This window comes from Streptomyces sp. (assembly GCF_031181555.1).
GTDB lineage: Bacteria > Actinomycetota > Actinomycetes > Streptomycetales > Streptomycetaceae > Streptomyces > Streptomyces fimbriatus.
This window is the reverse complement of record NZ_JAPSKQ010000099.1, coordinates 1-24,855: the sequence shown is the minus strand read 5'-3', so window position 1 is coordinate 24,855 and position 24,855 is coordinate 1. Positions and strand designations below refer to the sequence as shown.

24 protein-coding genes and 2 pseudogenes are annotated in these 24,855 nt (G+C 74.2%); 15 read left to right on the top strand and 11 right to left on the bottom strand.

Going from position 1 to position 24,855, the window contains the following annotated elements; genetic code table 11:
• Nucleotides 1-860: pseudogene (locus RIM90_RS20010) on the top strand (cell division protein FtsH); the annotation flags it as partial.
• 139 nt (nt 861-999) lie between these two features.
• Nucleotides 1,000-1,605: a GTP cyclohydrolase I FolE gene (folE, locus tag RIM90_RS20005; RefSeq protein WP_309062098.1), complete on the top strand. Its 606-nt coding sequence runs from the start codon at nt 1,000-1,002 to the stop codon at nt 1,603-1,605.
• 19 nt (nt 1,606-1,624) lie between these two features.
• Here folE and RIM90_RS20000 read toward each other — a convergent pair whose 3' ends face one another.
• The 6 genes and pseudogenes from RIM90_RS20000 to RIM90_RS19975 form a co-directional block, all read right to left on the bottom strand.
• Complete coding sequence (locus RIM90_RS20000) at nt 1,625-2,113, bottom strand: DUF3180 domain-containing protein (RefSeq protein ID WP_309062097.1); 489 nt, start codon at nt 2,111-2,113, stop codon at nt 1,625-1,627.
• Nucleotides 2,114-2,168: 55 nt separating this feature from the next.
• On the bottom strand, nt 2,169-2,780 hold the full coding sequence (gene folK, locus RIM90_RS19995; RefSeq protein WP_309062096.1) for a 2-amino-4-hydroxy-6-hydroxymethyldihydropteridine diphosphokinase: 612 nt from the start codon (nt 2,778-2,780) through the stop codon (nt 2,169-2,171).
• A complete protein-coding gene (folB, locus tag RIM90_RS19990) occupies nt 2,777-3,136 on the bottom strand; it encodes a dihydroneopterin aldolase (protein ID WP_309062095.1) in 360 nt (119 codons plus the stop codon). The genes folK and folB overlap by 4 nt, the downstream gene beginning before the upstream one ends.
• Nucleotides 3,137-3,269: 133 nt before the next feature.
• Nucleotides 3,270-3,773 carry a nuclear transport factor 2 family protein gene (locus RIM90_RS19985; RefSeq protein ID WP_309062094.1) on the bottom strand — a complete coding sequence of 168 codons (504 nt, stop codon included), beginning with the start codon at nt 3,771-3,773 and terminating at the stop codon, nt 3,270-3,272.
• The gene (folP, locus tag RIM90_RS19980) at nt 3,770-4,684 is read right to left on the bottom strand and encodes a dihydropteroate synthase (RefSeq protein WP_309062093.1); all 915 of its coding nucleotides are present in this window, start codon (nt 4,682-4,684) and stop codon (nt 3,770-3,772) included. The genes RIM90_RS19985 and folP overlap by 4 nt, the downstream gene beginning before the upstream one ends.
• Before the next feature lie 83 nt (nt 4,685-4,767).
• Nucleotides 4,768-5,964, bottom strand: a pseudogene (locus RIM90_RS19975) (phosphatidylglycerol lysyltransferase domain-containing protein); the annotation flags it as partial.
• A 515-nt stretch (nt 5,965-6,479) separates the two neighbouring features.
• Between RIM90_RS19975 and RIM90_RS19970 the strand changes: the two are divergent.
• A complete protein-coding gene (locus RIM90_RS19970) occupies nt 6,480-7,958 on the top strand; it encodes a hypothetical protein (RefSeq protein WP_309062103.1) in 1,479 nt (492 codons plus the stop codon).
• Nucleotides 7,959-8,096: 138 nt separating this feature from the next.
• On the opposite strand, the gene RIM90_RS19965 is transcribed toward RIM90_RS19970, so the two are convergent.
• Nucleotides 8,097-9,431, bottom strand: a complete 1,335-nt coding sequence (locus tag RIM90_RS19965) for a PH domain-containing protein (protein WP_309062091.1) — start codon at nt 9,429-9,431, stop codon at nt 8,097-8,099.
• Entirely contained in the window at nt 9,428-10,018 is a 591-nt protein-coding gene (locus RIM90_RS19960) for a PH domain-containing protein (RefSeq protein WP_309062090.1), read from the bottom strand. The genes RIM90_RS19965 and RIM90_RS19960 overlap by 4 nt, the downstream gene beginning before the upstream one ends.
• Before the next feature lie 31 nt (nt 10,019-10,049).
• On the opposite strand from RIM90_RS19960, the gene RIM90_RS19955 reads away from it, so the two are divergent.
• Complete coding sequence (locus RIM90_RS19955) at nt 10,050-11,201, top strand: NADH-quinone oxidoreductase subunit D (protein WP_309062089.1); 1,152 nt, start codon at nt 10,050-10,052, stop codon at nt 11,199-11,201.
• A gap of 30 nt (nt 11,202-11,231) precedes the next feature.
• On the opposite strand, the gene RIM90_RS19950 is transcribed toward RIM90_RS19955, so the two are convergent.
• Nucleotides 11,232-12,296: an SAM-dependent methyltransferase gene (locus RIM90_RS19950; RefSeq protein ID WP_375165489.1), complete on the bottom strand. Its 1,065-nt coding sequence runs from the start codon at nt 12,294-12,296 to the stop codon at nt 11,232-11,234.
• Nucleotides 12,297-12,468: 172 nt separating this feature from the next.
• Between RIM90_RS19950 and RIM90_RS19945 the strand changes: the two genes are divergently transcribed.
• The 3 genes from RIM90_RS19945 to RIM90_RS19935 all read left to right on the top strand — a co-directional run bounded on the left by RIM90_RS19945 (nt 12,469) and on the right by RIM90_RS19935 (nt 15,082).
• Entirely contained in the window at nt 12,469-13,671 is a 1,203-nt protein-coding gene (locus RIM90_RS19945; protein ID WP_309062088.1) for a sensor histidine kinase, read from the top strand.
• A gap of 67 nt (nt 13,672-13,738) precedes the next feature.
• Nucleotides 13,739-14,410 carry a response regulator transcription factor gene (locus RIM90_RS19940; RefSeq protein ID WP_309062087.1) on the top strand — a complete coding sequence of 224 codons (672 nt, stop codon included), beginning with the start codon at nt 13,739-13,741 and terminating at the stop codon, nt 14,408-14,410.
• 39 nt (nt 14,411-14,449) lie between these two features.
• Complete coding sequence (locus RIM90_RS19935) at nt 14,450-15,082, top strand: AAA family ATPase (protein WP_309062086.1); 633 nt, start codon at nt 14,450-14,452, stop codon at nt 15,080-15,082.
• Nucleotides 15,083-15,166: 84 nt separating this feature from the next.
• Here the strand turns inward: RIM90_RS19935 and RIM90_RS19930 are convergent, their stop codons facing one another.
• Together RIM90_RS19930 and RIM90_RS19920 are read right to left on the bottom strand one after the other, a co-directional pair.
• Nucleotides 15,167-16,309, bottom strand: coding sequence for a DUF5937 family protein (locus tag RIM90_RS19930; protein ID WP_309062085.1), 1,143 nt, complete (start codon nt 16,307-16,309; stop codon nt 15,167-15,169).
• A gap of 334 nt (nt 16,310-16,643) precedes the next feature.
• Nucleotides 16,644-17,873: a beta-eliminating lyase-related protein gene (locus RIM90_RS19920; RefSeq protein ID WP_309062084.1), complete on the bottom strand. Its 1,230-nt coding sequence runs from the start codon at nt 17,871-17,873 to the stop codon at nt 16,644-16,646.
• A 171-nt stretch (nt 17,874-18,044) separates the two neighbouring features.
• Here RIM90_RS19920 and RIM90_RS19915 point away from each other — a divergent pair, with 171 nt between their 5' ends.
• The 8 genes from RIM90_RS19915 to RIM90_RS19880 all read left to right on the top strand — a co-directional run.
• Nucleotides 18,045-18,995: a DUF2520 domain-containing protein gene (locus tag RIM90_RS19915; RefSeq protein WP_309062083.1), complete on the top strand. Its 951-nt coding sequence runs from the start codon at nt 18,045-18,047 to the stop codon at nt 18,993-18,995.
• Nucleotides 18,992-20,011 carry a pantoate--beta-alanine ligase gene (gene panC / locus RIM90_RS19910; RefSeq protein ID WP_309062082.1) on the top strand — a complete coding sequence of 340 codons (1,020 nt, stop codon included), beginning with the start codon at nt 18,992-18,994 and terminating at the stop codon, nt 20,009-20,011. The genes RIM90_RS19915 and panC overlap by 4 nt, the downstream gene beginning before the upstream one ends.
• Nucleotides 20,008-21,726 carry an L-aspartate oxidase gene (locus RIM90_RS19905; protein ID WP_309062081.1) on the top strand — a complete coding sequence of 573 codons (1,719 nt, stop codon included), beginning with the start codon at nt 20,008-20,010 and terminating at the stop codon, nt 21,724-21,726. Before panC ends, RIM90_RS19905 begins: the two co-directional genes overlap by 4 nt.
• Nucleotides 21,727-21,731: 5 nt before the next feature.
• Nucleotides 21,732-22,706 carry a carboxylating nicotinate-nucleotide diphosphorylase gene (gene nadC, locus RIM90_RS19900; RefSeq protein ID WP_309062101.1) on the top strand — a complete coding sequence of 325 codons (975 nt, stop codon included), beginning with the start codon at nt 21,732-21,734 and terminating at the stop codon, nt 22,704-22,706.
• A gap of 4 nt (nt 22,707-22,710) precedes the next feature.
• Nucleotides 22,711-23,508: a type III pantothenate kinase gene (locus RIM90_RS19895; protein ID WP_309062080.1), complete on the top strand. Its 798-nt coding sequence runs from the start codon at nt 22,711-22,713 to the stop codon at nt 23,506-23,508.
• 172 nt (nt 23,509-23,680) lie between these two features.
• Nucleotides 23,681-24,310, top strand: a complete 630-nt coding sequence (locus RIM90_RS19890; protein ID WP_309062100.1) for a hypothetical protein — start codon at nt 23,681-23,683, stop codon at nt 24,308-24,310.
• A gap of 68 nt (nt 24,311-24,378) precedes the next feature.
• On the top strand, nt 24,379-24,555 hold the full coding sequence (locus tag RIM90_RS19885; protein ID WP_309062079.1) for a hypothetical protein: 177 nt from the start codon (nt 24,379-24,381) through the stop codon (nt 24,553-24,555).
• A 161-nt stretch (nt 24,556-24,716) separates the two neighbouring features.
• Nucleotides 24,717-24,855, top strand: a 139-nt coding sequence (locus RIM90_RS19880; protein ID WP_309062099.1) for a BlaI/MecI/CopY family transcriptional regulator, incomplete at its 3' end; no start/stop codon positions are given.

Sequence of the window (24,855 nt, the reverse complement as noted above, 5' to 3'; positions counted from 1 at the left end):
GCGACCAGAAGCTGATCGACAACAAGATGCTGGACGAGGCGATCGACCGCGTGGTCGCGGGCCCGCAGAAGCGGACCCGGATCATGTCGGACAAGGAGAAGAAGATCACCGCGTACCACGAGGGCGGACACGCCCTGGTCGCGGCGGCCTCCCCGAACTCCGACCCCGTCCACAAGATCACCATCCTGTCCCGGGGCCGTGCCCTCGGCTACACCATGGTGCTGCCGGACGAGGACAAGTACTCCACGACCCGCAACGAGATGCTGGACCAGCTGGCCTACATGCTGGGCGGCCGCGCGGCCGAGGAGCTCGTCTTCCACGACCCGACGACGGGTGCCGCCAATGACATCGAGAAGGCCACCAACCTGGCCCGCGCGATGGTCACGCAGTACGGCATGACCGAGCGTCTCGGCGCGATCAAGTTCGGCGGCGACAACACCGAGCCGTTCCTCGGCCGTGAGATGGCTCACCAGCGCGACTACTCGGAAGAGGTCGCCGCGCTGGTCGACGAAGAGGTCAAGAAGCTCATCGAGACCGCGCACAACGAGGCGTGGGAGATCCTGGTCGAGAACCGCGACGTCCTCGACAACCTGGTCCTCGCCCTCCTGGAGAAGGAGACGCTGGGCAAGGAGGAGATCGCCGAGATCTTCGCGCCGATCGTCAAGCGCCCGCCCAGGCCCGCCTGGACCGGCTCCTCCCGCCGTACGCCGTCCACCCGACCGCCGGTCCTCTCCCCCAAGGAGCTGGCCCTGACGAACGGGGCGAACGGCGCGACGCCGGCGATCACCACCGCCAAGAGCACCACGGTGGAGCCCGCCCCGGCGCCCGAGCGGACCCCGGAGGACCGCCCCGAGAGCTGATTCGGAGCTCCCGTGGGCCCCACCGGGCCCGGAATGACTGCCGCGCCCCCCTGGTTCTAGCCTGGGGGGCGCGGCATGTGCGTACCCGCAGTTGAGACGCGTGCCCCTCACGCGTGAAGGCACAGGAACGAGGCATCCCATGACCGACCCCGTGACGCTGGACGGCGCAGCCCCCATCGGCGAGTTCGACGAGAAGCGGGCCGAGAACGCCGTACGCGAACTCCTGATCGCGGTCGGCGAGGACCCGGACCGCGAGGGCCTTCTGGAGACTCCGGCGCGGGTGGCGCGGGCGTACCGGGAGATATTCGCCGGCCTGTGGCAGAAGCCCGAGGACGTGCTGACGACGACGTTCGACATCGGTCACGACGAGATGGTGCTCGTGAAGGACATCGAGGTGTACTCGACCTGCGAACACCATCTGGTGCCGTTCCGGGGCGTGGCTCACGTCGGGTACATCCCGGCCACCAGCGGGAAGATCACGGGCCTGTCCAAGCTGGCCCGGCTCGTGGACGTCTACGCCCGCCGTCCGCAGGTGCAGGAACGACTCACCACGCAGATCGCGGACTCCCTGATGGAGATCCTGGAGCCGCGCGGAGTGATCGTGGTCGTGGAGTGCGAGCACATGTGCATGTCGATGCGCGGTATCCGCAAGCCCGGCGCGAAGACCATCACCTCGGCGGTGCGCGGCCAGCTGCGGGACGCGGCGACGCGCAACGAGGCGATGAGCCTGATCATGGCGCGCTGACGGGCTCGCCCCGGTCGTCTCAGCCGGCCGGGGCGGCCCCCGCGCCGTTGTTCTCGTCGTCCTCCGGGAGCTTGCAGACGCGCTCCAGGAAGATGGCCGCCGCTATGACGGCGATGCCCGCCAGGACCGAGAAGCCGGCGTAGACGGCCTGGTCGCGGCGGGCGGGGACGTCCAGGGACTCCAGGAGGAAGACGCCGGTGCCGCCGTACATACCGGCGACGAGGGCGGCGACCAGGGCGCTGGCGTGACCGAAGACGACCGCGCGGGCCGCCATCAGGGGGTCGACGCCCTTGGCCTCGGGGCGGCGCTCGCGCTGGTCCTTGAGGCGGGCGCGCAGCGAGAGCGCCGTGGCCGCGAGGACCGCGGCGATCAGGGCGAGGACGATGGGCGCGGCCACGGGCACGCTCGGCAGGGTCCCGAAGGAGTTCCAGAGACGGGCGCCGGCCCAGGACAGGATCCCGGCGACGACGAAGACGCCCGCCAGCACCCTGATGCGCAGCTCTTTCACGGTGTCCCTTCGGATTCCCCGGTGCCCCGGAAGGTGGTCGTGTCGACCTTAACGGCTATTCGGGCAGCCGGAGTTCCAGGTCCTTGCGGAGGGTGACGCCCTCGCGGGTGACCGCGCCGAGGAGATCGCCGACCCGCCCGCGGCCGGGGAGCTCCGCCCCGGGATCGATGTCGTGCCAGGGCGCGAGCACGAAGGCGCGTTCGTGGGCGCGGGGGTGGGGGAGCGTGAGGTGCGGGTCGTCGGAGACGACGTCCGCGTAGGAGACGATGTCCACGTCGAGGGTGCGGGGGCCCCAGCGCTCGTCCCGGACCCGGTGGAAGGCCTCCTCGACGGCGTGCGCCCGCTCCAGCAGGGAGGACGGGGGCAGGGTGGTCCTGAGGATCACGACCGCGTTGAAGTACGCGGGCTGGCTGCCGGGCTCGACGCCCCACGGCTCCGTCTCGTACACGGGCGAGACGGCCTTGACCCGGACGCCCGGGGTGTCCGCCAAGGCGTCGACGGCCCCCTGGAGGGTCTCCAGCCGGTTGCCTAGGTTGGCGCCGAGGGACACCACGGCCCGTTTCGGGTTGTGCAGGGTGGTGTCGGCGGCGTCGACCTGCTCGACCACGGAGGCGGGGACGGGCTGAACGGTCGGGTCGGTGTGGCCCTGGGTGAACGGCCTGGTCATACGCGGCTCCGGGTGATGGTGACGGTCACGTCGTCGAAGGGCACGGTGATCGGTGCGTCCGGTTTGTGGACGCAGACCTCGACCTCCTGGACCCCCTCGTGCTTCAGGCAGACCTGGGCGATGCGCTCGGCGAGGGTCTCGATGAGGTTGACGGGCTCGCCCTCGACGACCGCCACGACCTCCTCCGCCACGATGCCGTAGTGCACGGTCCTGGTCAGGTCGTCCTCGGCCGCGGCCGGCCGGGTGTCCAGGCCGAGGACGAGGTCCACGATGAAGGTCTGGCCCTCCTCGCGCTCCTTGGGGAACACACCGTGGTGCCCGCGGGCCTTCAGGCCGCGCAGCGCGACACGATCCACACGAATCACTCCTGCAGTCGTCGGTCCGGCCGGTCGGTGCCGCGTGCGGGCGGCACACCGGGCCGGGGTCGAATCTACCCGCGGGCACCGACAGGGCCGGATCGCCGGGGCGCCCTGTGGTCCGCCTACCCGTTCAGGCGGGGGTGTCGTCCTCCTCCGCCTCGTCGTTCTCGGCGAGGACCGGGGAGGCGTGGTGGGACCAGAGCTTCCAGCCGCCGGGGGTGCGCCGGAAGACGTTGGTGGCGACGACGAGCTGGCCGACCAGGGGGCCGAGCTCCTCGCCGGCCTCGGGGGCGGGGCCGCCGCTGAGGATGTTCTCGGTGCAGGTCACCAGGGCGGTGTCGCCGGTGACCGAGACGTGCACGTCGGTGAGGAAGAACTGGATGTAGTCGGTGTTCGCCATGATCAGGGCGTACGACCGCAGGACCTCGCCGCGTCCGGTGAGCACGGGCCAGCCGGGGTGCACGCAGGAGACCACACCGGTGTCCGCCGGGTCGTGGTACGTCTCGTCGACGCCGAGGTCGGCCGGGGTGAGCCAGAGCGAGGCCACCTCCTCGAAGTCGCCCCGTTCGAGTGCCTCGTAGAAGGCGGTGTTGGCGGCTTCGACCTGCTCGACGTCGGTGTGGGGGGCGCTCACCGGGCTCCTTCTGCGCCGTGCGCGCCGGTTTCGGGGGGAGTGCCGTTCGGTGTGCGCGCCTGTTCGATGGCGCGCACGACGCGTACGGCGTCGGCGGTCGCGCGGACCTCGTGCACGCGGACCGCCCACGCGCCGGCCTGCGCGGAGAGGGCGGAGACGGCGGCGGTGGCGGCGTCGCGCTCGCGGGCGGGCGGGGGCGTGCTGTCCGGGTCGGCCAGGACGCGGCCGAGGAACCGTTTGCGGGAGGCGGCGACGAGCAGCGGGTGGCCGAGGTCCAGGAGCCGGTCGAGGCGGGCCAGGAGGGCCAGGTCGTGGTCGGCGTCCTTGGAGAACCCGAGACCGGGGTCGACGATCACGCGGTCGGCGGCGACGCCGCCCTCCAGCACGGCCTGCACGCGCGCGCGCAGCTCGTCGACGACCTCGGTGACGACGTCCTCGTAGACGCCCCGGACGTTGCCGCCCTCCAGGAAGCCGCGCCAGTGCATGACGACGAAGGGGGCGCCGGCGGCGGCGACGACCCCGATCATGGCGGGGTCGGCGAGGCCGCCGCTGACGTCGTTGACGAGGGCGGCGCCGGCCGCGAGGGACTGCTCGGCGACGGACGCGCGCATGGTGTCGACGGAGACGGGGACGCCCTCGGCGGCGAGGCCGCGGACCACGGGGATGACGCGCTTGAGCTCCTCGGCCTCGTCGACGCGGGTGGCGCCGGGGCGGGTGGACTCGCCGCCGACGTCGACCAGGTCGGCGCCCTGGGCGACCAGGTCGAGGCCGTGCTTGACGGCGGTCGTCGTGTCGAACCAGCGGCCGCCGTCGGAGAAGGAGTCGGGGGTCACGTTCACGACCCCCATGACCGCGCAGCGGTCCCAGTGAGGGAGGCCCGCGACCCGGGGGCGTCCGCTGTGGTTGCTCATATGTTCAGCGTAGGCCCAGGGGGGTGCGCGGGTTCCCCCAGGCCGCGCGGACGGTGCCCTCCGCCGTGCCGTGGGAGCGTTCCGCCGTCGTCCGGTGGGCGCAGGGGCGCGGCCACGATCAGCAGCTCGTTCATCCCCGGGTCGGCCGAGCGGTCCCGGCGCACCAGGTCCCGCGAGACGCCGTCGGCGCCCCACGGGACGAAGTGCGGGACCGCCTTCGGATCGCCGCCGGGTTCCAGGGCGTCGAGTCCGGTCTCCCGGGTCCACACCTCGCCGCCGGTCTCGGAGCAGCCCATGACCGCGGGGACCCAGGAGTGGGCCCTGGCCTCGTCCATGAAGCGCTCGATGGCGCCGGGCCAGGCATCGACGTCGCCGATCGGGTCGCCGCCGGCGAGCATCACCCCGCTGACCACGCGGTAGGTGACCGCCGCCTTGCCGCTGGGGGAGAAGACGACGGCCTCGTCGCGGCGCAGCGCGAAGTGGCCCGGGGAGTCCCGTCCGCCGTGCCGGGCGAGCAGGGCGCGCAGCCGCGTCTCGTCGTCCTCGGTGAGCCGGGCGGCCGGGTGCTCGGGCCGGAAGGCCAGGCAGACGGTGGTGACGGCGGTGAGCAGACCGAGCGCGCCGAGGCAGAAGGCGACCGTCCGGGAGGTGTCGCCCCGGTAGTCGACCGGCCCCTCGAAGCCGAACAGGCCGTACAGCACGTGGGTGAGGCGGTCGGCCAGGCTCGGATCGCCGATCAGACGGCCGGGGTGGGCACTGACGACGACCAGTCCCAGCAGCACCGAACCGGCGCCCATGAGGACGAAGTGGGCGAGCGCCCGCCATCTGCTGCGCGGGCCGGGCAGGGCCGCGAACCGGTCCCGGTGGAGCAGCAGGAGAGCGAGCAGCGCGAGCGGGACCAGGACGCCCAGGAGGGAGTGGCGGCAGGCGAACTGGGCGACCGCGCCGGCCGGCAGCAGGACGACGGCGGCCCGCCAGGCCCGGCGCCCGCCCCGTCTGAGCCCGTGCGCGAGCAGCAGCAACAGCACCCCGGCGCCGAGCGAGAGGGCGGCCGCGAACGGGCCGAGCGCGCCGGGCAGCACCTCGGCGGCGTGCGTACGGCTGTGCCGGAAGCGGGGGAAGACACCCGCGGCGATGTCCAGGAGGCCCACCAGGGAACAGGCCCGGCCGGCGAGGACGGGGACCGCCTCGGGACGCGGACCGCGCAGCACCCGACGCACGCCGCGCACGGCGGCGTCGCCCCGCGGCCGGTCCGGGGGCCGCGGAACCCGGCCCGTCATTTCCTCGTCCGTCCTGACAGACATCGCATCCCGTAGTTCTGCGAGAGACCTCGGATCCGGTGCCGATTCGGGCATCCGGCGACATGGCGCCCTCTAGGACGGTGACTCCGGGGGAGAGGTTCACTCCGCCGGGCAAAGGCCCTTTCCGGGCCGGGTAAAGCCCGTGGCGGTGCCTCAAGCACCGGACCGCGCCGGACACTTCCCTCCTCCCGGAAAGCGGCGGGCACGACTTCACCACCGGGCGCCGGGGATTCCGGCACCGCCGGAGCGGTCGGCGGGCGCCCGGAGGCGGGGCGGGACCGCCCGGAGGCGGTGCGGGGATCCGCCGGCGAAGAAAATGATCTTGGCAATTCCGACGGTGTGTCTATTCACGTTCGGCGCGAGTTCGCTGATGCCCTGTGAAACCCTCGGCGTGGCTTTGTTTTTACGGGGCGGGGCACCATCATTCGCCTACGCGCGGTAAGTTTCTGGCCATGCCACGTGGACGTCACCGTCATTCCCCGCCCCTGCACAGGATGCTGCCCCCGTCGGCGATCGCAGGCGTTTCCGTCGTCTGCGCCCTGGGACCCTGGGTGTTCACACAACCGATGGTGCTGCGTGTCCTGGCCGCGTCCGCCGCGGTCACGGCGATCGTCGGTGCGGTCGTCATGCGGCACTGGGACACCCAGGCGGGCAAACGCGTCGCCGACCTCACACGCGCGCGTGCGAGCGACGAGTGGCGTTTCGAGGAGCGGGTCGCCGAACTGGAGTCCGACCTCGAGGAGTCGCGCGAGCTGCGCATGAAGCTGGAGCAGCGGCTGCGCGCCAAGCGCTCGGAGCTCGCCGCGCTGCGCAACGAGCACGCGGCACTGCTGCGGCGGTACGCCGCGGCGGAGGCCGACCGGGCGAACGTCCTGGAGGACCGCCGGATGCTCGAGATAGAGGCCGCGGTTCCGGCCCGTGCGCTGCCGGCGGGGGCGCCGGAGGCCGCGTCCGCCGCGGGGACCGCTCAGGGGCGGCCCGTGGCACCGGCTGCGCAGGAGCGGCCGGCGGAGGGGGCCGCGGAGGCGGCGTCCGTGCCGGCGGCCAGGAGCGGGAGCGGGACGGCGGCCGAGGGCGGGACCGCCACCGGGGAGACGGCCGCGAGCGAGGACGCCGGCGCGGCTCCGGCGGCTCCGGCGGTCTTCTCGCCCGAGGGATCCGCGCTGTTCCTGCGGGCCGGCGCGGCGCTGGCACGGTTCGGCGCGGACGGCGGCGGAGCCGCTGACAAGGCCGCCGCGACCGCCGCGACCGCCGACGCCGCCCGGACGGCCGGCAGTGCCGAAGCCTCCGAGGACACCGGGTCCGCCGCATCCGCGGGGACCGCCGGATCCCCGGAGCCCTCCGAGGACACCGGGTCCGCCGACGACGGTGCCGACCCCGCCATAGCGGCGGAGGCCGATGCCCCCGTGGCCGCGAAGGCCGACGGCGCTCCCCGGGGCGCCGGTACGCCGAGGGGCGTCGTCCCGCAGCGGGACGGCTCCCCGGAGGGGGCCCGGACCCCCGGGGGCGACGGTCCCGAGCCCCCGCGGGAGCGGAAGCCGGAGCAGGCGCAGGAGGACGAGGCCGAGGGGCAGCCCGGGGCGGTCGACGGGCACGGGCACGCGACCGCCTCCCCCGCCCCGGCCGCCGCTGCGGACCGGCCCGTGCGGCAGCCCTCCGGGCACTTCACCGTGCCGACCGCGGTGGCGGTCGTACCGCCGACGGCGCCCGTACGGCGCCCCGTGTCCGAGGACGGGTTCGACTTCTTCGGCACGAAGAAGGACACCGGACGGTCCGCCGTGGAGGCCGTGCAGAACGAGGACCTGGCCGACGTCGTCGGCCAGGAGGCGCTCGCGCTGCACAAGGCCGAGACCGAGGCGCGGTTCAAGCCCGCCGACGAGGACGCGCGCGGCGTCGGGCAGGTCATCGACCTGACGGCGCACGACGAGACGGAGCAGATCGACGTCCAGGGACTGCGCAGCGCGGCCTCCTGAACCACCGGTCACCCGGACGGGGTCCCGCACGGACGGCGTGCGGGACCCCGTCGGCGTACGGCGCCGTCCCGCACCCCTCCCGACGCGCACGCACGCGCGTGTGCCGACCGGGACGGGCGACGGCGGGGCCCTGTGCCGTCATGCCATCCAGCGGTCGGGGCGGGCGTCCCTGCGGCCCGTGCGGGACCTCTCCGCCTGGGCCCGCAGCAGCTCCGCCGCCTCGTCGGCGTCCCGGAGGCGGGCCGTCACCGACTTGTTCGCCCCGGTGTCCACGTGGACGTCGGCGACGCCCCGGGCCCGCTGCCAGGGCCCCTGGACCAGCCGTACGCTCTGCACCTTGGCGTGCGGCACCAGGGCCAGGCTCCGCCGCAGCAGTCCGTGGCGGGCGGCGAACACCGCGTCGGTGACGGCGAGTCCGTAGCCGCGCCACCAGACCGGCACGCACCACCGCGCGCGCCGCGGCGGCCGGGTGAGCGCCTCGCGCGGCGGCACGCTCACCCCGGGCAGCACCCGCGCGACGACCGCCTCGGCGATCTCGCGCGGAGCGACCGGCAGCAACAGGGAGTTGGACGACCCCGCCACGTCCAGCTCCACGCGCACCCACCCCCGCCGCCGCCACAGCAGCGGCTCGACGATGCGCACGGTCTGCACGCGCCCCGGCGGAACCGTCTCGTGCGCCCGGTCCAGCAGCCCGTGGTCGATGCGCAGCCCGTCGGGCGACTCGCCCACGGTCCAGTCGTACTCGGCGACGAACCGGCCCACACTGCTCGCGCCCGCCGCGCCGAGCAGCGGCACGGCGACGGCGAGCACCGTCCACAGGCTGTGGGTGGCCGTCCACAGCAGCGGCAGCACGACGGCGGCGACGACGAGCCACCCCCAGGTCGCGCCGGTCAGCACCAGGGCGACGGCGAGGACGCCCGGCGGTACCCGCAGCATCTGCCGGGACGGTGCCTCGCCGACCTCGTGCGCGGTCTCGGGCGCGAAACCGGCCGCCCGCGCGAGCAGTTCGGCGCGCAGCGCACGCGCCTCGCCGGCGCCCAGGAAGGCGAGTTCGTCCTTCTTGTCGGTGCCTATGACGTCGAGCTTGAGTTTCGCCACGCCCGCGACCCGGGCGAGCAGCGGCTGGGTGACGTCGATGGCCTGGATCCGCTCCAGCCGGATGTGCGCGGTACGCCGGAACAGCAGCCCGGTGCGGATGCGCAGTTCGCTGTCGGTCACCGCGAAGCGGGTGAACCACCACGTCAGGAAGCCGTAGAGGGCGGCGGCCGGGAGGAGTACGGCGAGGCCGATCAGCAGGGCGGTGGGCGTCAGCCGGGTCAGCTGGCGCTGCGCCTGGTCGGGGTCGTGCAGCGCCCACCCGATCATCACCGCGACGGGCGCCCACGCCCGCCTGAACGGCGTGACGGGGTGCAGCCGCCGCTCGCTCACGGGGCGCCGCTCACGCACGTCCTCGTGGACGCCGGGGGCCGTCACAGCCCCGCCGATCGGGCCTCGCCCAGCTCGGTGAGCCGGTCGCGCAGCCGTTCCGCCTCGGCCGGGTCGAGGCCGGGGATGGTCGCGTCGGTCGCCGCGGCCGCCGTGTGCAGCTGCACGCTGGCCAGACCGAAGTACCGTTCGACGGGCCCGGAGGTGACCTCGACCAGCTGCATCCGCCCGTACGGCACGACCGTCTCCTGGCGCCACAGGACGCCCCGGCTGATCAGCAGGTCGTCGGCGCGCTCGGCGTACCGCCAAGAGCGCCAGTTGCGCTCCAGCAGCACCCAGCCCCAGATCGTCAGGGCCGACGGCAGCACCGCGAAGGCGGCCCAGCCGGGCCCGGCCAGCAGTCCCGGGACCAGGGCGGTGGCCAGGGTCAGCAGCCCCAGCCACACCACCAGCATCAGCCGCCGCATCCGCAGCAGCCCCGGGGGCAGCGCGATCCACACCGGTTCGCCGCCCGCGGCCACCGGCCCCTCCGCCTGCGCCGGACGCGCGGGATCCGCGAGTCCCCCCGCCGGACCCGCTGCCGCCGGCCCGCCCGTTCCCGCGGTTCCCGTGTCCTGCCCGCTCCCCGTCTCCATGGGGCCAGCGTACGTAGGGGAGACTGTGTTCATGACTCCTACGACGGAGACCATGGTCGGTATCGGCGGCGCCGCGGAGAGCACCGACATGGTGCTCAACATCGGGCCCCAGCACCCGTCCACGCACGGGGTGCTGCGGCTGAAGCTCGTCCTGGACGGCGAACGCATCGTCCGCGCGGAGCCGGTGATCGGCTACATGCACCGGGGTGCGGAGAAGCTGTTCGAGGCCCGCGACTACCGCCAGATCATCATGCTGGCCAACCGCCACGACTGGCTGTCGGCCTTCTCCAACGAGCTGGGCGTGGTCCTCGCCGTGGAGCGGATGCTCGGCATGGAGGTCCCCGAGCGCGCGGTGTGGCTGCGCACCCTGCTCGCGGAACTGAACCGGGTGCTCAACCACCTGATGTTCCTCGGCTCCTATCCGCTGGAGCTCGGCGGCATCACCCCGATCTTCTACGCCTTCCGGGAGCGCGAGGAGCTCCAGCACGTCATGGAGGAGGTCTCCGGCGGGCGGATCCACTACATGTTCAACCGCGTGGGCGGCCTCAAGGAGGACCTCCCCGCCGGATGGACCACGCGCGCGCGTGCCGTCGTCGCCGACATCCGCTCCCGCATGGACCGCTTCGACGACCTGGTGCTCGGCAACGAGATCTTCCGGGGCCGCACGCGCGGCGTCGGCGTCCTGTCCCCGCAGGCCGTGCACGCGTACGGGGTGAGCGGGCCGATCGGGCGCGCCTCGGGCGTCGACTTCGACCTGCGCCGCGACGAGCCGTACCTCGCCTACGGCGAGCTGGCGGACGTCCTGAAGGTGGTGACCCGCGAGGAGGGCGACTGCCTCGCCCGCTTCGAGTGCCTCCTCGAGCAGACCCACAACGCCCTCGACCTCGCCGACGCCTGCCTCGACCGGCTCGCCGAGCTGCCCCCGGGTCCGGTCAACCAGCGGCTCCCGAAGGTCCTCAAGGCGCCCGAGGGGCACACGTACGCGTGGACCGAGAACCCGCTCGGCATCAACGGCTACTACCTGGTCAGCAAGGGCGAGAAGACCCCGTACCGGCTGAAGCTGCGCTCGGCGTCCTACAACAACATCCAGGCGCTCACCGAGCTGCTGCCGGGGACGCTGGTCGCCGACATGGTGGCGATCCTGGGATCGATGTTCTTCGTGGTGGGCGACATCGACAAGTAGGTCCGCGGGGCCGGCGGGGCGTTTGGGGCGTCAGCCGGTGAGCACGTCCGGGATCCCCACCGGCTGCACCAGCCACCCGAAGCCGCCGAGCCCGCCCGGCGCGGTGAGTTCGGCGGCCTGGGAGGCGTCCGCGAGGGCGCGCACGTACCCGGCGGGGTCGGCGGACGCCAGCGCGAGCGGCGGGCGGCCGCCCGTGAGGCCGAGGGAGCGCAGGGCGTCCCGCTGGGACAGCAGGAGGGTGCCGGGGAGCGGGCGGGCCGCGGCACAGGCGTCCAGGGCGACGTGCGCGGTGATGTCGCACGACCCGTCCGGCACGGGCGTCGTCTCCCGCCCCTCCCGGAAGCCGGTGAGCGTCCCGAACGGCGGACGCGCGCCGGCCGTGTGCGCGTAGTCGACGGCGACGGCGAGCCCCCGCGCGAGCGTCCCGGCCGCCGCGGCCCAGGCCCGGTCGCGGGGCAGCCCGATCTCCGCCCGCAGCCCTTCCTCGGCCCCCAGCGGCCACCACCGCGCCAGCCACCGCGCCCCGTCGCCCGCGACCGGGTCCCCGAGCCGTTCCGTCCCGTCCTCCCGCACCAGGACCAGCCGGGGCACGCCCGCCGCGTCCACCTCCGCGACGTCCACGGGCACGTTGTCCAGCCACTCGTTGGCGAAGAGCAGCCCCGCGACGCGCTCCGGGGGCTCGGTCCGCCACTCGATCCGGTGATCGAGCCCGGCGGGGCGGTCGGCCAGCTCGACGGCGCGGGCACGCACGCGTGCCGCCACGTCGGCGGGCAGCGCGGCGAGCACACCGGTGACCAGTTCCCCCCGTCCGGCGGCCATGTCCACGAAGTCGAGCACCGCCGGCCGCCCCAGCGCCTCGTCGACCCGGCACAGCAGACGCGCCACGGCCCCGGCGAACAGCGGCGAGGCGTGCACGGACGTGCGGAAGTGCCCGGCCGGGCCCTCGGGCCTGCGGTAGAAGCCGCCCGGCCCGTACAGCGCGGCCCGGGCCGCCGCGCGCCAGCCGCGCCACTCGTCCCGGTCGCGCCCCTCGTCCCGGTCGCGCCCCTCGTCCCGGTCGCCGCCGTCCGCGGCCCCTGCCGTCACCGGTGCCACCCGCCTTCCGTCGCCGCCTTCACCGGTGTCACTCACCTGCCGTGCCGTCGTCACCGGCCCAGATTAGGGGCACGGACGGGCCGGGCCTCCACCTTGCGGAGTACACGTACCGACCGGGGATCGGCCCTTCGGTTGACCCCTGCACGCATTTCGCTTCCCTACGCTGGGTTACGTGCAGCGCCTCTATGACTTCCTCCGCAGGCACCCGGCATGGGTCGACGGCTTCTGGGCCGTGGTCCTGTTCGGGATCTCGGTGCTGAGCGCGGCGCCCGCGGAGGCGGCCCGGGGAACCGAGCTGCCGGCCCTGACCGTGCCGGTCACCCTGCTGCTCTGCCTGGTCGTCGCGCTGCGCCGCCGGATGCCGGAACGCATGCTGGTCCTCGCCCTCGCCGTGGGCGTGGCACAGCTGATCACGGACGTGTCGACGGTGCCCGCCGACTTCGCCCTGCTGGTGATCGTCTACACGGTCGCGGCGATCGGCGCCCGCTGGGCCTCCCGCCTCGCGCTGACCGCCGGCCTGTGCGCCGCCCCGCTGGCGCAGGTGCGCTGGCCCAACGAGGAGGTGGGCACGGCGGGCAACCTCGCCATAGTGATATTCCAGACCGTGCCCTTCGCCCTCGCCTGGGTGCTCGGTGACTCCATCCGCACCCGCCGCGCCTACTTCGCGCAACTGGAGGAGCGCGCCGCCCGGCTGGAGAAGGAGCGCGAGGCACAGGCCAAGGTGGCGGTCGCCGCCGAACGCGCCCGGATAGCGCGCGAGCTGCACGACGTCGTCGCGCACAACGTGTCGGTGATGGTGGTGCAGGCCGACGGCGCCGCCTACGTCCTCGACGCCGCGCCCGACCAGGCGAAGAAGGCCCTGGAGACCATCTCCTCCACCGGCCGGCAGGCCCTCGCCGAGATGCGCCGCCTGCTCGGCGTGCTGCGCACCGGCGAGCACCAGGAGGCCGGGGAGTACGTGCCGCAGCCCGACGTGCAGCAGATCGAGGACCTCGTCGAGCAGTGCCGGGACTCCGGGCTGCCCGTGGACTTCAAGATCGAGGGCACCCCGCGCCCGCTGCCCAGCGGCGTCGAGCTCACCGCGTACCGCATCGTGCAGGAGGCGCTCACCAACACCCGCAAGCACGGCGGGCCCAACGCGGGCGCCAGCGTGCGCCTGGTGTACTTCGACGACGGGCTGGGCCTGCTCGTCGAGGACGACGGCAAGGGCGCCCCGCACGAGCTGTACGAGGAGGGCGGCTTCGACGGCCAGGGCCACGGCCTGATCGGCATGCGCGAGCGGGTCGGTATGGTCGGCGGCACCCTGGACGCGGGCCCGCGCCCCGGCGGAGGATTCCGCATCAGCGCCCTGCTGCCGCTCAAACCCGCGCATTGACGCCCACGCACGTCCCGAGTTGACACCTGTAACAGCTGTAGCACCTGTAACGACGGAAGAGGACCCGATGACGATCCGCGTGATGCTCGTCGACGACCAGGTGCTGCTGCGCACCGGGTTCCGGATGGTGCTCGCCGCCCAGCCGGACATGGAGGTCGTGGCGGAGGCGGGCGACGGCGTCGAGGCCCTGGAGGTGCTGCGGTCCACCGCCGTCGACGTGGTGCTGATGGACGTCCGCATGCCCAAGCTCGACGGAGTGGAGACGACCCGCCGGATCTGCGCGGACACCGACCCGCCGAAGGTGCTGATCCTGACCACCTTCGACCTCGACGAGTACGCCTTCTCCGGGCTGAAGGCGGGCGCCTCCGGCTTCATGCTCAAGGACGTGCCGCCGGGCGAGCTGCTCGCCGCGATCCGCGCGGTGCACAGCGGCGACGCCGTGGTCGCCCCGTCCACCACCCGCCGGCTCCTGGACCGCTTCGCGCCGATGCTGCCGAGCGCGGGCAAGCAGCCCGCGCACAAGGAGCTGGAACGGCTCACCGAGCGCGAGCGGGAGGTCATGGTGCTGGTCGCGCAGGGCCTGTCCAACGGCGAGATCGCGGCCCGGCTGGTGCTGTCCGAGGCGACGGTGAAGACGCACGTGGGCCGCATCCTGACCAAGCTGGGCCTGCGGGACCGGGTGCAGGTGGTGGTCCTCGCCTACGAGACGGGACTGGTGCGGGCGGGCGGACACGGCTGAACGGCTGACCGCCCGTCCCCGCGCCGGTAGGGTCTGCGCATGCTCCTGTGGATCAACGGCCCCTTCGGGGGCGGCAAGACACAGACCGCACACGAGATACGGCGCCGGCTGCCCGGCAGCGTCGTCTGCGACCCCGAGCACGTCGGATTCGGCCTGCACCGCATGCTCCCGCCCGGACTCCGGGGAGACTTCCAGGACCTGTCCGCCTGGCGGCAGGGTGTCGTCGAGGTCCTCGACCTCGCCCTGACCAAGCACGACGGCGTGGTGATCGCCCCCATGACCGTCACCGACTCCGGCCACTTCGCGCAGACCGTCGGCCGCCTGCGCGAACTCGGTCACGACGTGCGCCACTTCACGCTCCTCGCCGAACGCGAGACGGTGCTGCGGCGGCTGCGCGAACGCGGCCTCGGCCACCTCCTGCGCCGCGTGGCGGGGAGGAACGCGGGCCCGCGCCGGGAGAGCTGGGCCGTGCGGCAGCTCGACCACTGCCTGGAACGGCTCGGCGAGCCGGAGTTCGCCGAGCACCTGTGGACCGACCACACGACCGTCCCGAAGACGGCGGACCGCATCGCCGTCCTGGCCGGGCTGACCCTGCGCCCCCACCGCGAGGGCCCGCTGCGGACCCGGCTGCGGCAGGCGGGCGTCGGCATCCGCCACATCCGTCTCGACTGAGGTCCCACCGAGGGCGGACGGGGGCCGACGGGATCCAGCGGGGATCCGGCGGGGATCCGGCCGGGAAACGGGCGCGGGCGCCCCTCAGCGCAGGATCCCCTCCAGGAAGTCACTGCCGAGCCGGGCCACGACCGTCACGTCCAGCTGGTGCAGCACGTACCGCCCGCGACGGCGCGTGGTGATCAGGCCGGCCTTCTTGAGCACGCTCAGGTGCCGGGATATCTCCGGCGCGGTCATGCCGTGCACCTGAGCCAGTTCGCCGGTGGTGTACGCGCTGCGGGCCAGATGGCGGCACAGGCGCATGCGGACCGGGTGGGACAGCGCCGTCATCCGCAGGGCCAGCTGCTCGACCGTCGGCGGGGCGGTGAGCTCGGGGGAGCCGACCGGGTAGTGCAGCACCGGCTGCCAGCCGTACCGGTGCAGGACCATCAGGTGCGGCCAGCCCAGGCTGGTGGGGACCAGCAGCAGTCCGCCGTCACCGGTGGCCGTCCGGCCGTCGCCCAGCTTGTCGACGGTGATCCGGGCGGCGGTCTCGTCGAGCGTGACCGCCGGGGACACCGCGGCCAGTGCCTCGGCCAGCCCCTTGCGCCGCAGCAGGTCGGTCTTGTGGCGGGTGTCCGCGGCGAGCTGGTGGCGCAGCCGGGCCCAGGTCTCGGCGAAGAACGCCTCGTCGCAGTCCTGGAGGAACTGCCGCAGCCAGGCCCGGGTCCGCGGCGGGTCGGCCAGCAGCCGCTCGGTGAACCGCACCTGCTGCGGCCCCCGCGCGGCGGCCAGCTCCAGCGAACGCCGGCGCAGGCCCTCGTCGGCGAGCGGTCCCGGAACCGGCGTGCCGTAGGGGAGCGCGCAGGTGAACTCCAGGGCCGCGTCCACGAACTGCTCGTCCGACAGCTTGTCCAGCAGGTCCAGCTCCTCGGCGAGCGTCCCTCCCGGGAGCGCGCCGCCCGGCAGCCCCGCGCACGGCAGGAACAGGTCCGAGAACGTCGTCCGCCACAGGAAGTCGGCCTCGCACATCCGGTCCGCCAGATGCGGGTCCAGGCGCGCGGTCACGCCGGTCACCCAGCCCTGGAGCCCCGGGTGGTGCCCCGGCTCGGACAGCGCGTGCAGCGCCATGCCGAGCTCGGCCAGGGGCGAGGGCACGGCGACGACCCTCTCCCAGGCTCTCGACTCCGCCCGAGCAGAGGGCACCCCCGTCTGCCGCAGCCCCGCGATGTCGATGCTCACGCTCATGCCCACATGGTGCACCTCGCCACCGACGCCGCCGCCCACGATTGACGGCCCCCGTCAATCGACGGGACTTCCCTGCGGAGGCGGCGCAGCCTGGGGCGGCATGAGCGTCACGCAGCAGTACTTCCTCGACACCCACCGGGCACTCCGGCACGGCGAACCGGTCCCGCCCGCGCCGGGCGCGTACGACCGGCAGGTCGTCCGCGCACTCCGCGACCACCGGCGCTTCGGCGCGGTGCTCGCGGGCCGCCCGGCCCACGGGCGCGTACGGATCGCCCTGGGCCGGTGGCTGCGCGGGCGGTCGCGGACGGTGTGCCGCCCCCCACCGGGGCCGGGACTACGCCGCGTCCTCCCCGGTCAGCCGCCGCGCGAACTCCACCGCCGCCGTCCGTACGTCGTCGGCCGTCCACTGAAGGCCCGCGGCCCGCACGTACACCTCCGTGAAGGCCAGCCCCGGCCCCTTCGGGTCCCAGTGGTTGGCGAACAGCACGGTCCCCGTCTCCTCTGCCGACCGGATCGCCGCCTCCGCGACGACCTCGGCGTCGTACGGAAGCCACACCTGGAAGTCGTGCGTGTGCGGCACCTCGGGGTGGACGCGGGACCAGGGCAGTCCGCCCGCCGCGAGGCCCTCGCGCAGCGCGGCGGCCACCACGCGCGCGTGGGCGACGTACTCCGGCAGCCGGGGCAGCTCCCGATCCAGGCCGATGAGGGCCGACAGGACGGTGGGGAACTGCTGGAAGACGTTGCCGCCGTACCGGTGCCGCCAGGCCCTCGCCTCCTCCACCAGGGTCGCCGGGCCGGCGAGGGCCGCGCCGCCGAAGGCGTCGAGGGACTTGTAGAACGACACGTAGACGCTGTCCGCGAGTCCCGCTATCTCCTCCAGGGACCGGCCGAAGTGCTCGGTGCACTCCCACAGGCGGGCCCCGTCGAGGTGCACGACCGCCTCGCGCTCCCGCGCCGCCTCCACCACCTCGGTCAGCTCCTCCCAGGTGGGCAGCACGAAACCGGCGTCCCTGAGGGGCAGCTCCAGCATCAGCGCGCCGAAGGGCTCCTCGACGTCGCGCACCTCCGCGGCCGTGGGCGGCCGGGGCTCGCTCGTCACCCGCACCGGACGCAGTCCGCTGACCTGGCTGAACGCGTTCCGCTCGTACACCTCGGGGTGGCTCAGCGCGTGCAGGGCGACGGCCGGGTTCCCGGTGCGGCCCGCCCAGCAGCGCAGGGCCACCTGCTGGGCCATGGTGCCGGTCGGGAAGAACGCGGCGGCCTCGGTGCCGAGCAGCCCGGCGACCCGCCTCTCCAGGGCCTCGACGACGCCGTTGCCGTAGATGTCGGACGTCTCGCCGAGGTCGTACACGCTCCCCGCCGCCTCCAGCAGGGCCAGCCGCTCCCCGAGCGGGGCCAGGAAGCCGAGGCGCGCGAGCACGCGCGGGGCGCCGCGCCAGGCGGCGATCCTCCGCTCGCGCAGCGTCGGGGGCGTTCCGTCGCCGGCCTCCGGGCCGGGCGGCCGCCCGGCCCGTACCGTCGTGCCGCTCATGCCTTCCGCCGTATCACTCATGGCCGCGATCATCCCCCGCCCCCGTTCGCGCGCACACCCGCATTTCCGCACGCGCATGTGCCACGGCGGCGCACGGAAACCCACAGCCTGTGGACAGCCGACCGCCCCCGGAACCGATCGCGTTAACATGACGAGAAATCGTCCGGTACCCCGAGCGGACTGGAACGGGAAGGCCGCCGTCGCGTGAACACAACCCCACAGCCAGATCCCAGGGACCGCCCCGCGCGGCTCACCGTCGGCGTCGTCGGCGCCGGACGCGTGGGCCCCGTCCTGGCCGCGTCCCTCCAGCTCGCCGGGCACCGCCCGGTGGCCGTCTCCGCGGTCTCCGACGCCTCCCGCAGACGCGCGGAGCAGATGCTCCCCGACGTGCCGGTGGTGCCGCCCGCCGCCGTCCTCGAACGGTCCGAGCTGGTCCTGCTGACCGTCCCGGACGACGCCCTGCCCGACCTCGTCTCCGGACTCGCCGGCACCGGCGCGGTACGGCCGGGACAGCTGCTCGTGCACACCTCCGGGCGGTACGGCGCCAAGGTGCTCGACCCCGCCCTGCGGGCCGGTGCGCTGCCGCTGGCCCTGCACCCCGCGATGACCTTCACCGGCACCCCCGTGGACGTGCAGCGCCTCGCCGGGTGCTCCTTCGGCGTCACCGCGCCCGAGGAGCTGCGGCTGGCCGCCGAGGCCCTCGTGATCGAGATGGGCGGCGAGCCGGAGTGGATCGCCGAGGAGAACCGCCCGCTGTACCACGCGGCCCTCGCCCTGGGCGCCAACCACCTGGTCACCCTCGTCGCCCAGTCCCTGGAACTGCTGCGCACCGCCGGCGTCGGGGCCCCCGACCGGATGCTCGGCCCGCTGCTCGGCGCCGCCCTGGACAACGCCCTGCGCTCCGGCGACGCGGCCCTCACCGGCCCGGTCGCGCGCGGCGACGCGGGCACGGTCTCCGCACACGTCGCCGAACTGCGCAAGCACGCCCCGCAGACCGTCGCCGGTTATCTGGCGATGGCCCGCGCGACCGCCGACCGGGCGCTCGCCCACGGACTGCTGAAGCCGGAACTCGCCGAGGACCTCCTCGGGGTACTCGCCAACGGCACGACCGGCCCGCACGGACCGAACCTGCCCGAGAACGGGGAAGACCGATGAGCCGCCGCCCCTTCGAACTGGTCCCCACGGTGGAGGACCTGCGGTACGTGCACGACCACTTCGCCGTCCCGGGACGCACCGCCGTCGTCATGACCATGGGAGCCCTGCACGAGGGCCACGCCACCCTGATCAGGACCGCCCGCGAACACGTCGGCGACCGGGGCTTCGTGATCGTCACCGTCTTCGTCAACCCGCTGCAGTTCGGCAAGGGCGAGGACCTCGACCGCTATCCGCGCACCCTGGACGCCGACCTCAAGCTCGCCGAGCAGTCGGGCGCCGACGTCGTCTTCGCCCCCGCCGTCGACGAGGTCTACCCGGGCGGCGAACCCCAGGTCCGGATCAGCGCCGGCCCCATGGGCGAACGCCTCGAGGGGGCCGCCCGTCCCGGCCACTTCGACGGCATGCTCACCGTCGTCGCCAAGCTGCTGCACCTCACCCGCCCGGACGTCGCCCTCTACGGCCAGAAGGACGCCCAGCAGCTCGCCCTGATCCGCAGGATGGTCCGCGACCTGAACTTCGGCGTCGAGATCGTCGGCGTGCCCACCGTCCGCGAGGAGGACGGGCTCGCCCTGTCCAGCCGCAACCGCTACCTCTCGCCCGAGGAGCGGCGCACCGCGCTCGCCCTGTCCCGGGCGCTGTTCGCGGGCCGCGACCGGCACGCCGCCCAGGAGGCGCTGCGCGCGCGGGCCCGCGAAGTGCCCACCTCGCGCGCGCGTGCCGAGGCGCTCAGCGCCATGGGGGAGTCCCGCGCGGCGGCCGACGCGCACGCCGTCGCCACGACCGCCGGCGGCCCGGCGGCCGTCCGCGCCGCCGCCCGCCTGGTCCTCGACGAGGCGGCCCGCCTCGACCCGCCCCTCACCCTGGACTACCTGGCCCTGGTCGACCCGACCGACTTCACCGAGATCGGCGACGACTTCACCGGGGAGGCCGTCCTGGCCGTGGCCGCCCGCGTGGGCACCACCCGCCTGATCGACAACATCCCCCTGACCTTCGGAACGTTCGGAGCCGCCTCGTGACCAGCACAGGCATACGACTGCACGCGCCCGCGCCCGGGTGGTCCATCGCCGCGGACGTCGTGGTCGTCGGCTCCGGCGTCGCCGGCCTCACCGCGGCCCTGCGCTGCGAGGCCGCCGGCCTGACCACCGTCGTCGTCACCAAGGCCCGGCTCGACGACGGCTCCACCCGCTGGGCCCAGGGCGGCATCGCCGCGGCCCTCGGCGACGGCGACACCCCCGAGCAGCACCTGGACGACACCCTGGTCGCGGGCGCGGGCCTGTGCGACGAGGAGGCGGTCCGCATCCTCGTCACCGAGGGCCCCGACGCCGTGCGCCGCCTGATCGCCACCGGTGCGCAGTTCGACGAGTCCGCCGAGGGCGGCCTGGAACTCACCCGGGAGGGCGGCCACCACCGCCGCCGCATCGCCCACGCGGGCGGCGACGCCACCGGCGCCGAGATCTCCCGCGCCCTGGTCGAGGCGGTCCGCGCACGCGGAGTGCGCACCATCGAGAACGCGCTCGTCCTGGACCTCCTGACGGACGCCGACGGCCGCACCGCCGGCGTCACCCTGCACGTCATGGGCGAGGGCCAGCACGACGGCGTGGGCGCCGTGCACGCCCCCGCGGTGGTCCTGGCCACCGGCGGCATGGGCCAGGTCTACTCCGCGACCACGAACCCCGCCGTCTCCACGGGCGACGGCGTGGCCCTCGCCCTGCGCGCGGGCGCCGAGGTGAGCGACCTCGAATTCGTCCAGTTCCACCCCACGGTCCTCTTCCTCGGACCCGACGCGGAGGGCCAGCAGCCCCTGGTCTCCGAGGCGGTCCGCGGCGAGGGCGCCCACCTGGTGGACGCCGACGGCGTGCGCTTCATGGCCGGACAGCACGAGCTGGCCGAACTCGCGCCCCGGGACATCGTCGCCAAGGGCATCATGCGCCGCATGCAGGAGCAGGACGCCGAGCACATGTACCTGGACGCCCGCCACTTCGGCGCCGAGATGTGGGAGCACCGCTTCCCCACGATCCTCGCCGCCTGCCGCGCCCACGGCATCGACCCGGTCACCGAGCCCGTCCCGGTCGCCCCGGCCGCCCACTACGCCTCCGGCGGCGTCCGCACCGACTCCCGCGGCCGCACCACCGTCCCCGGCCTGTACGCGTGCGGCGAGGTCGCCTGCACCGGCGTGCACGGCGCCAACCGCCTGGCCTCCAACTCCCTCCTGGAGGGCCTGGTCTACGCCGAGCGCATCGCCGCCGACATCGCGGAGAGCCGTGCCGGGGACACCCTCCACGCCCCCGTGCCGCAGCCCCTCCCGCAGTCCGGCCTCCCCGCGCACCCCCTCCTCCCCCCGGAGGCCCGCTTCGCCATCCAGCGGATCATGACCCAGGGGGCCGGCGTCCTGCGCTCCGCCGCCTCCCTCTCCCGGGCCGCCGACCAGCTCCACCGGCTGCACGCCGACGCGCGCGACGCCCTCGACGAGAACGGCAAGACCGCCGAGCCCGGCGTCGACACCTGGGAGGCCACCAACCTCCTGTGCGTGGCCCGCGTCCTGGTCGCCGCCGCGCGGCAGCGCGAGGAGACCCGTGGCTGCCACTGGCGCGAGGACCGCCCCGGGCGCGACGACACGAACTGGCGCCGCCACATCGTCATACGACTGAATCCGGACCGCACGCTGGCGGTGCGGACCACCGACACCACAGACTTCCCCCCGACCCTCCCTCCCCAGGCCCAGGAGCAGTGACAGCAGTGACCACCCCCGACCTTCCCCTCGTCCCGTCCGGTGGCTGCGGCGACGGCTGCGCCTGCGGTGCGGACGACGAGGCGTACCTGGAGTGCGGCCTCGACCCCGCGCTCGCCCAGCTCCTGGCCGACGCGGGCCTCGACCCGGTCGAGGTCGAGGACATCGCCAACGTGGCCCTCCAGGAGGACCTGGCCCACGGCGTGGACGTGACGACGGTCGCGACCATCCCGGAGGACGCCGTGGCCACCGCCGACTTCACCGCGCGGGAGGCGGGCACCGTGGCGGGCCTGCGGGTCGCCGAGGCGGTCATGTCGGTCGTCTGCACGGAGGAGTTCGAGGTCGAACGCCACGTGGAGGACGGCGACCGCGTCGAGGCCGGCCAGAAGCTCCTCTCCGTCACCGCCCGCACCCGCGACCTGCTCACCGCCGAGCGCAGCGCGCTGAACCTCCTGTGCCGCCTGTCGGGCATCGCGACGGCCACGCGCGCGTGGGCGGACGTCCTCGAAGGCACCAAGGCCAAGGTCCGCGACACCCGCAAGACCACTCCCGGCCTGCGCAGCCTCGAGAAGTTCGCCGTGCGCTGCGGCGGCGGCGTCAACCACCGCATGTCCCTCTCGGACGCGGCCCTGGTCAAGGACAACCACGTGGTGGCCGCGGGGGGAGTGGCCCAGGCCTTCCGGGCGGTCCGCGAACGCTTCCCCGACGTCCCGATCGAGGTCGAGGTCGACACCCTCCACCAGCTCCGCGAGGTCGTGGACGCCGGCGCCGACCTGATCCTGCTGGACAACTTCACGCCCGGCGAGTGCGAGGAGGCGGTGGCCCTCGTGAACGGCCGCGCCGCCCTGGAGGCCTCCGGCCGCCTCACCCTCGCGAGCGCCAGGGCGTACGCCGACACGGGCGTCGACTACCTCGCCGTGGGAGCCCTCACCCACTCCTCGCCGATCCTCGACATCGGCCTCGACCTGCGAGCCGCGGAGTAGGGTCATGCTGCTGACGATCGACGTGGGCAACACGCACACCGTCCTGGGCCTCTTCGACGGCGACGAGATCGTCGAACACTGGCGCATCTCCACCGACGCGCGCCGCACGGCCGACGAGCTCGCGGTCCTCCTCCAGGGCCTGATGGGCATGCACCCCCTCCTCGGCGACGAGCTGGGCGACGGCATCGACGGCATCGCCATCTGCGCGACCGTGCCGTCCGTCCTGCACGAACTGCGCGAGGTCACCCGCCGCTACTACGGCGACGTCCCCGCGGTCCTCGTCGAACCGGGCGTCAAGACGGGCGTCCCGATCCTCACCGACAACCCCAAGGAGGTCGGCGCGGACCGCATCATCAACGCGGTCGCCGCCGTCGACCTCTACGGCGGGCCGGCCATCGTCGTCGACTTCGGCACGGCGACGACGTTCGACGCGGTCAGCGCGCGCGGGGAGTACGTCGGCGGTGTCATCGCCCCCGGCATCGAGATCTCCGTCGAGGCGCTCGGCGTCCGCGGCGCCCAGCTCCGCAAGATCGAGGTGGCGCGCCCCCGCAGCGTGATCGGCAAGAACACGGTCGAGGCGATGCAGTCCGGCATCATCTACGGCTTCGCCGGCCAGGTCGACGGCGTCGTCAACCGCATGGCCCGGGAACTCGCCGCCGACCCCGACGACGTGACGGTCATCGCCACGGGCGGGCTGGCCCCGATGGTCCTGGGCGAGTCCTCGGTCATCGACGAACACGAGCCCTGGCTGACGCTGATCGGCCTGCGCCTGGTGTACGAGCGGAACGTGTCGCGGATGTAGCGGGCGCCCGCGTGGGCGTGGGTGTGGGCGGGGGCGCGGCTGTGCGGTCGCCCCCGGCCCGTCCCCGCCCACCCGAGTGGCGCCCCCGCGCCACACCCGTTCCCTGTGCACGGTTTGTCCGATTAGCGCGTATCGTCGCCGCATGCCCACGCCCTACGGATCCCGCGGCGGCATGGCGTTCGGCGTGGAGGAGCTGCGCGTGCTCCGCCGCGCCCTCGCCCTCGCCCTCCACCCCGCCACCGCCTCGGCCGACGACGTCCAGGACTGCCTCCGCCTCGCCGAGTCCCTCGACGAGACGGCGCGGGAGAGTGCCCGGCTGCGCGCCTTCCTCGTGGCCGACCTCGGTCGCTACCGCGCCGCCCTCCCCGGCACCGCCGCCGGCTACCTCACGCTCCTGGAGGAGGCGCTGGGCGCCGGATACCGCCCCCACCCCGACGACCTCGCCGCCCTGCGCGCCCTGCGCGGCAACCCCACCGCCGCCGCCCTCCTGCACCGCTGCCGGCTCCTCGCCGAGCAGGACGTACGCGCCCGCCTCGCCCGCCGTACGGCGCGCGTGGCCACCCCCGCGGCCCTTTCCACCGTCCCCGCCTCCCGCACCCGCCTCCTCGCCCTCCCCGGAGGCCTGGCCGCCACCGAGGACCCCCGGGAGAAGCCCGCGCAGCGGCCGGCCGCGCCCCAGCCCCGCCCCGCGCCCGCCCCCGGCGCGCCGCAGCCCGCCCGCCCCATCCCCACCCCGGGCGAGGTCTTCCCCCGGCGCAAGCCCGCCCCGCCCTCGTCCGGCCGGCGGCTGGCCGCGGGCTGACGCGGGGCGCCCCGGCCCCGTCCCGCCCCCCGCCCGCCCGTCCGCCTTCCCCTGGCTACCCTGGATCCATGGACTACGTCTCCGCGCTTCTGCCCCCGGTCGTCATGGCCGCTCTCTTCATCGGCGTGATCCGGGTGATCGTGAAGACCCAGGGCGGCGCCAACAAGACCAAGGAGGACGCGGCCGTCGACGCGGCCCACGCGCGCATGGAGGGCGCCCGGCCCTCCACCGGGGCCGACGGCTGACCCGCCGGCGGCCGACGGCACCGGCCGCACCACCGCTCCCAGGCGTACGACTCCGACGCGCGGCGTCACACACGAGTCGTACGCCCCTTTTGTGCCCGTTTGCCAGCGATGATGCCTGTCCGGCACGCCGTCGGCGGGATCTCCCACTATTGTTCTGAGTTGTGCCTCGCCCCTTGGGAGAACTCGAAGACGCGGTCATGACGCGGGTGTGGAAGTGGAACCGCCCGGTGACCGTTCGGGAAGTCCTGGAAGATCTTCAGAAGGAACGGTCCATCGCGTACACCACGGTGATGACCGTTT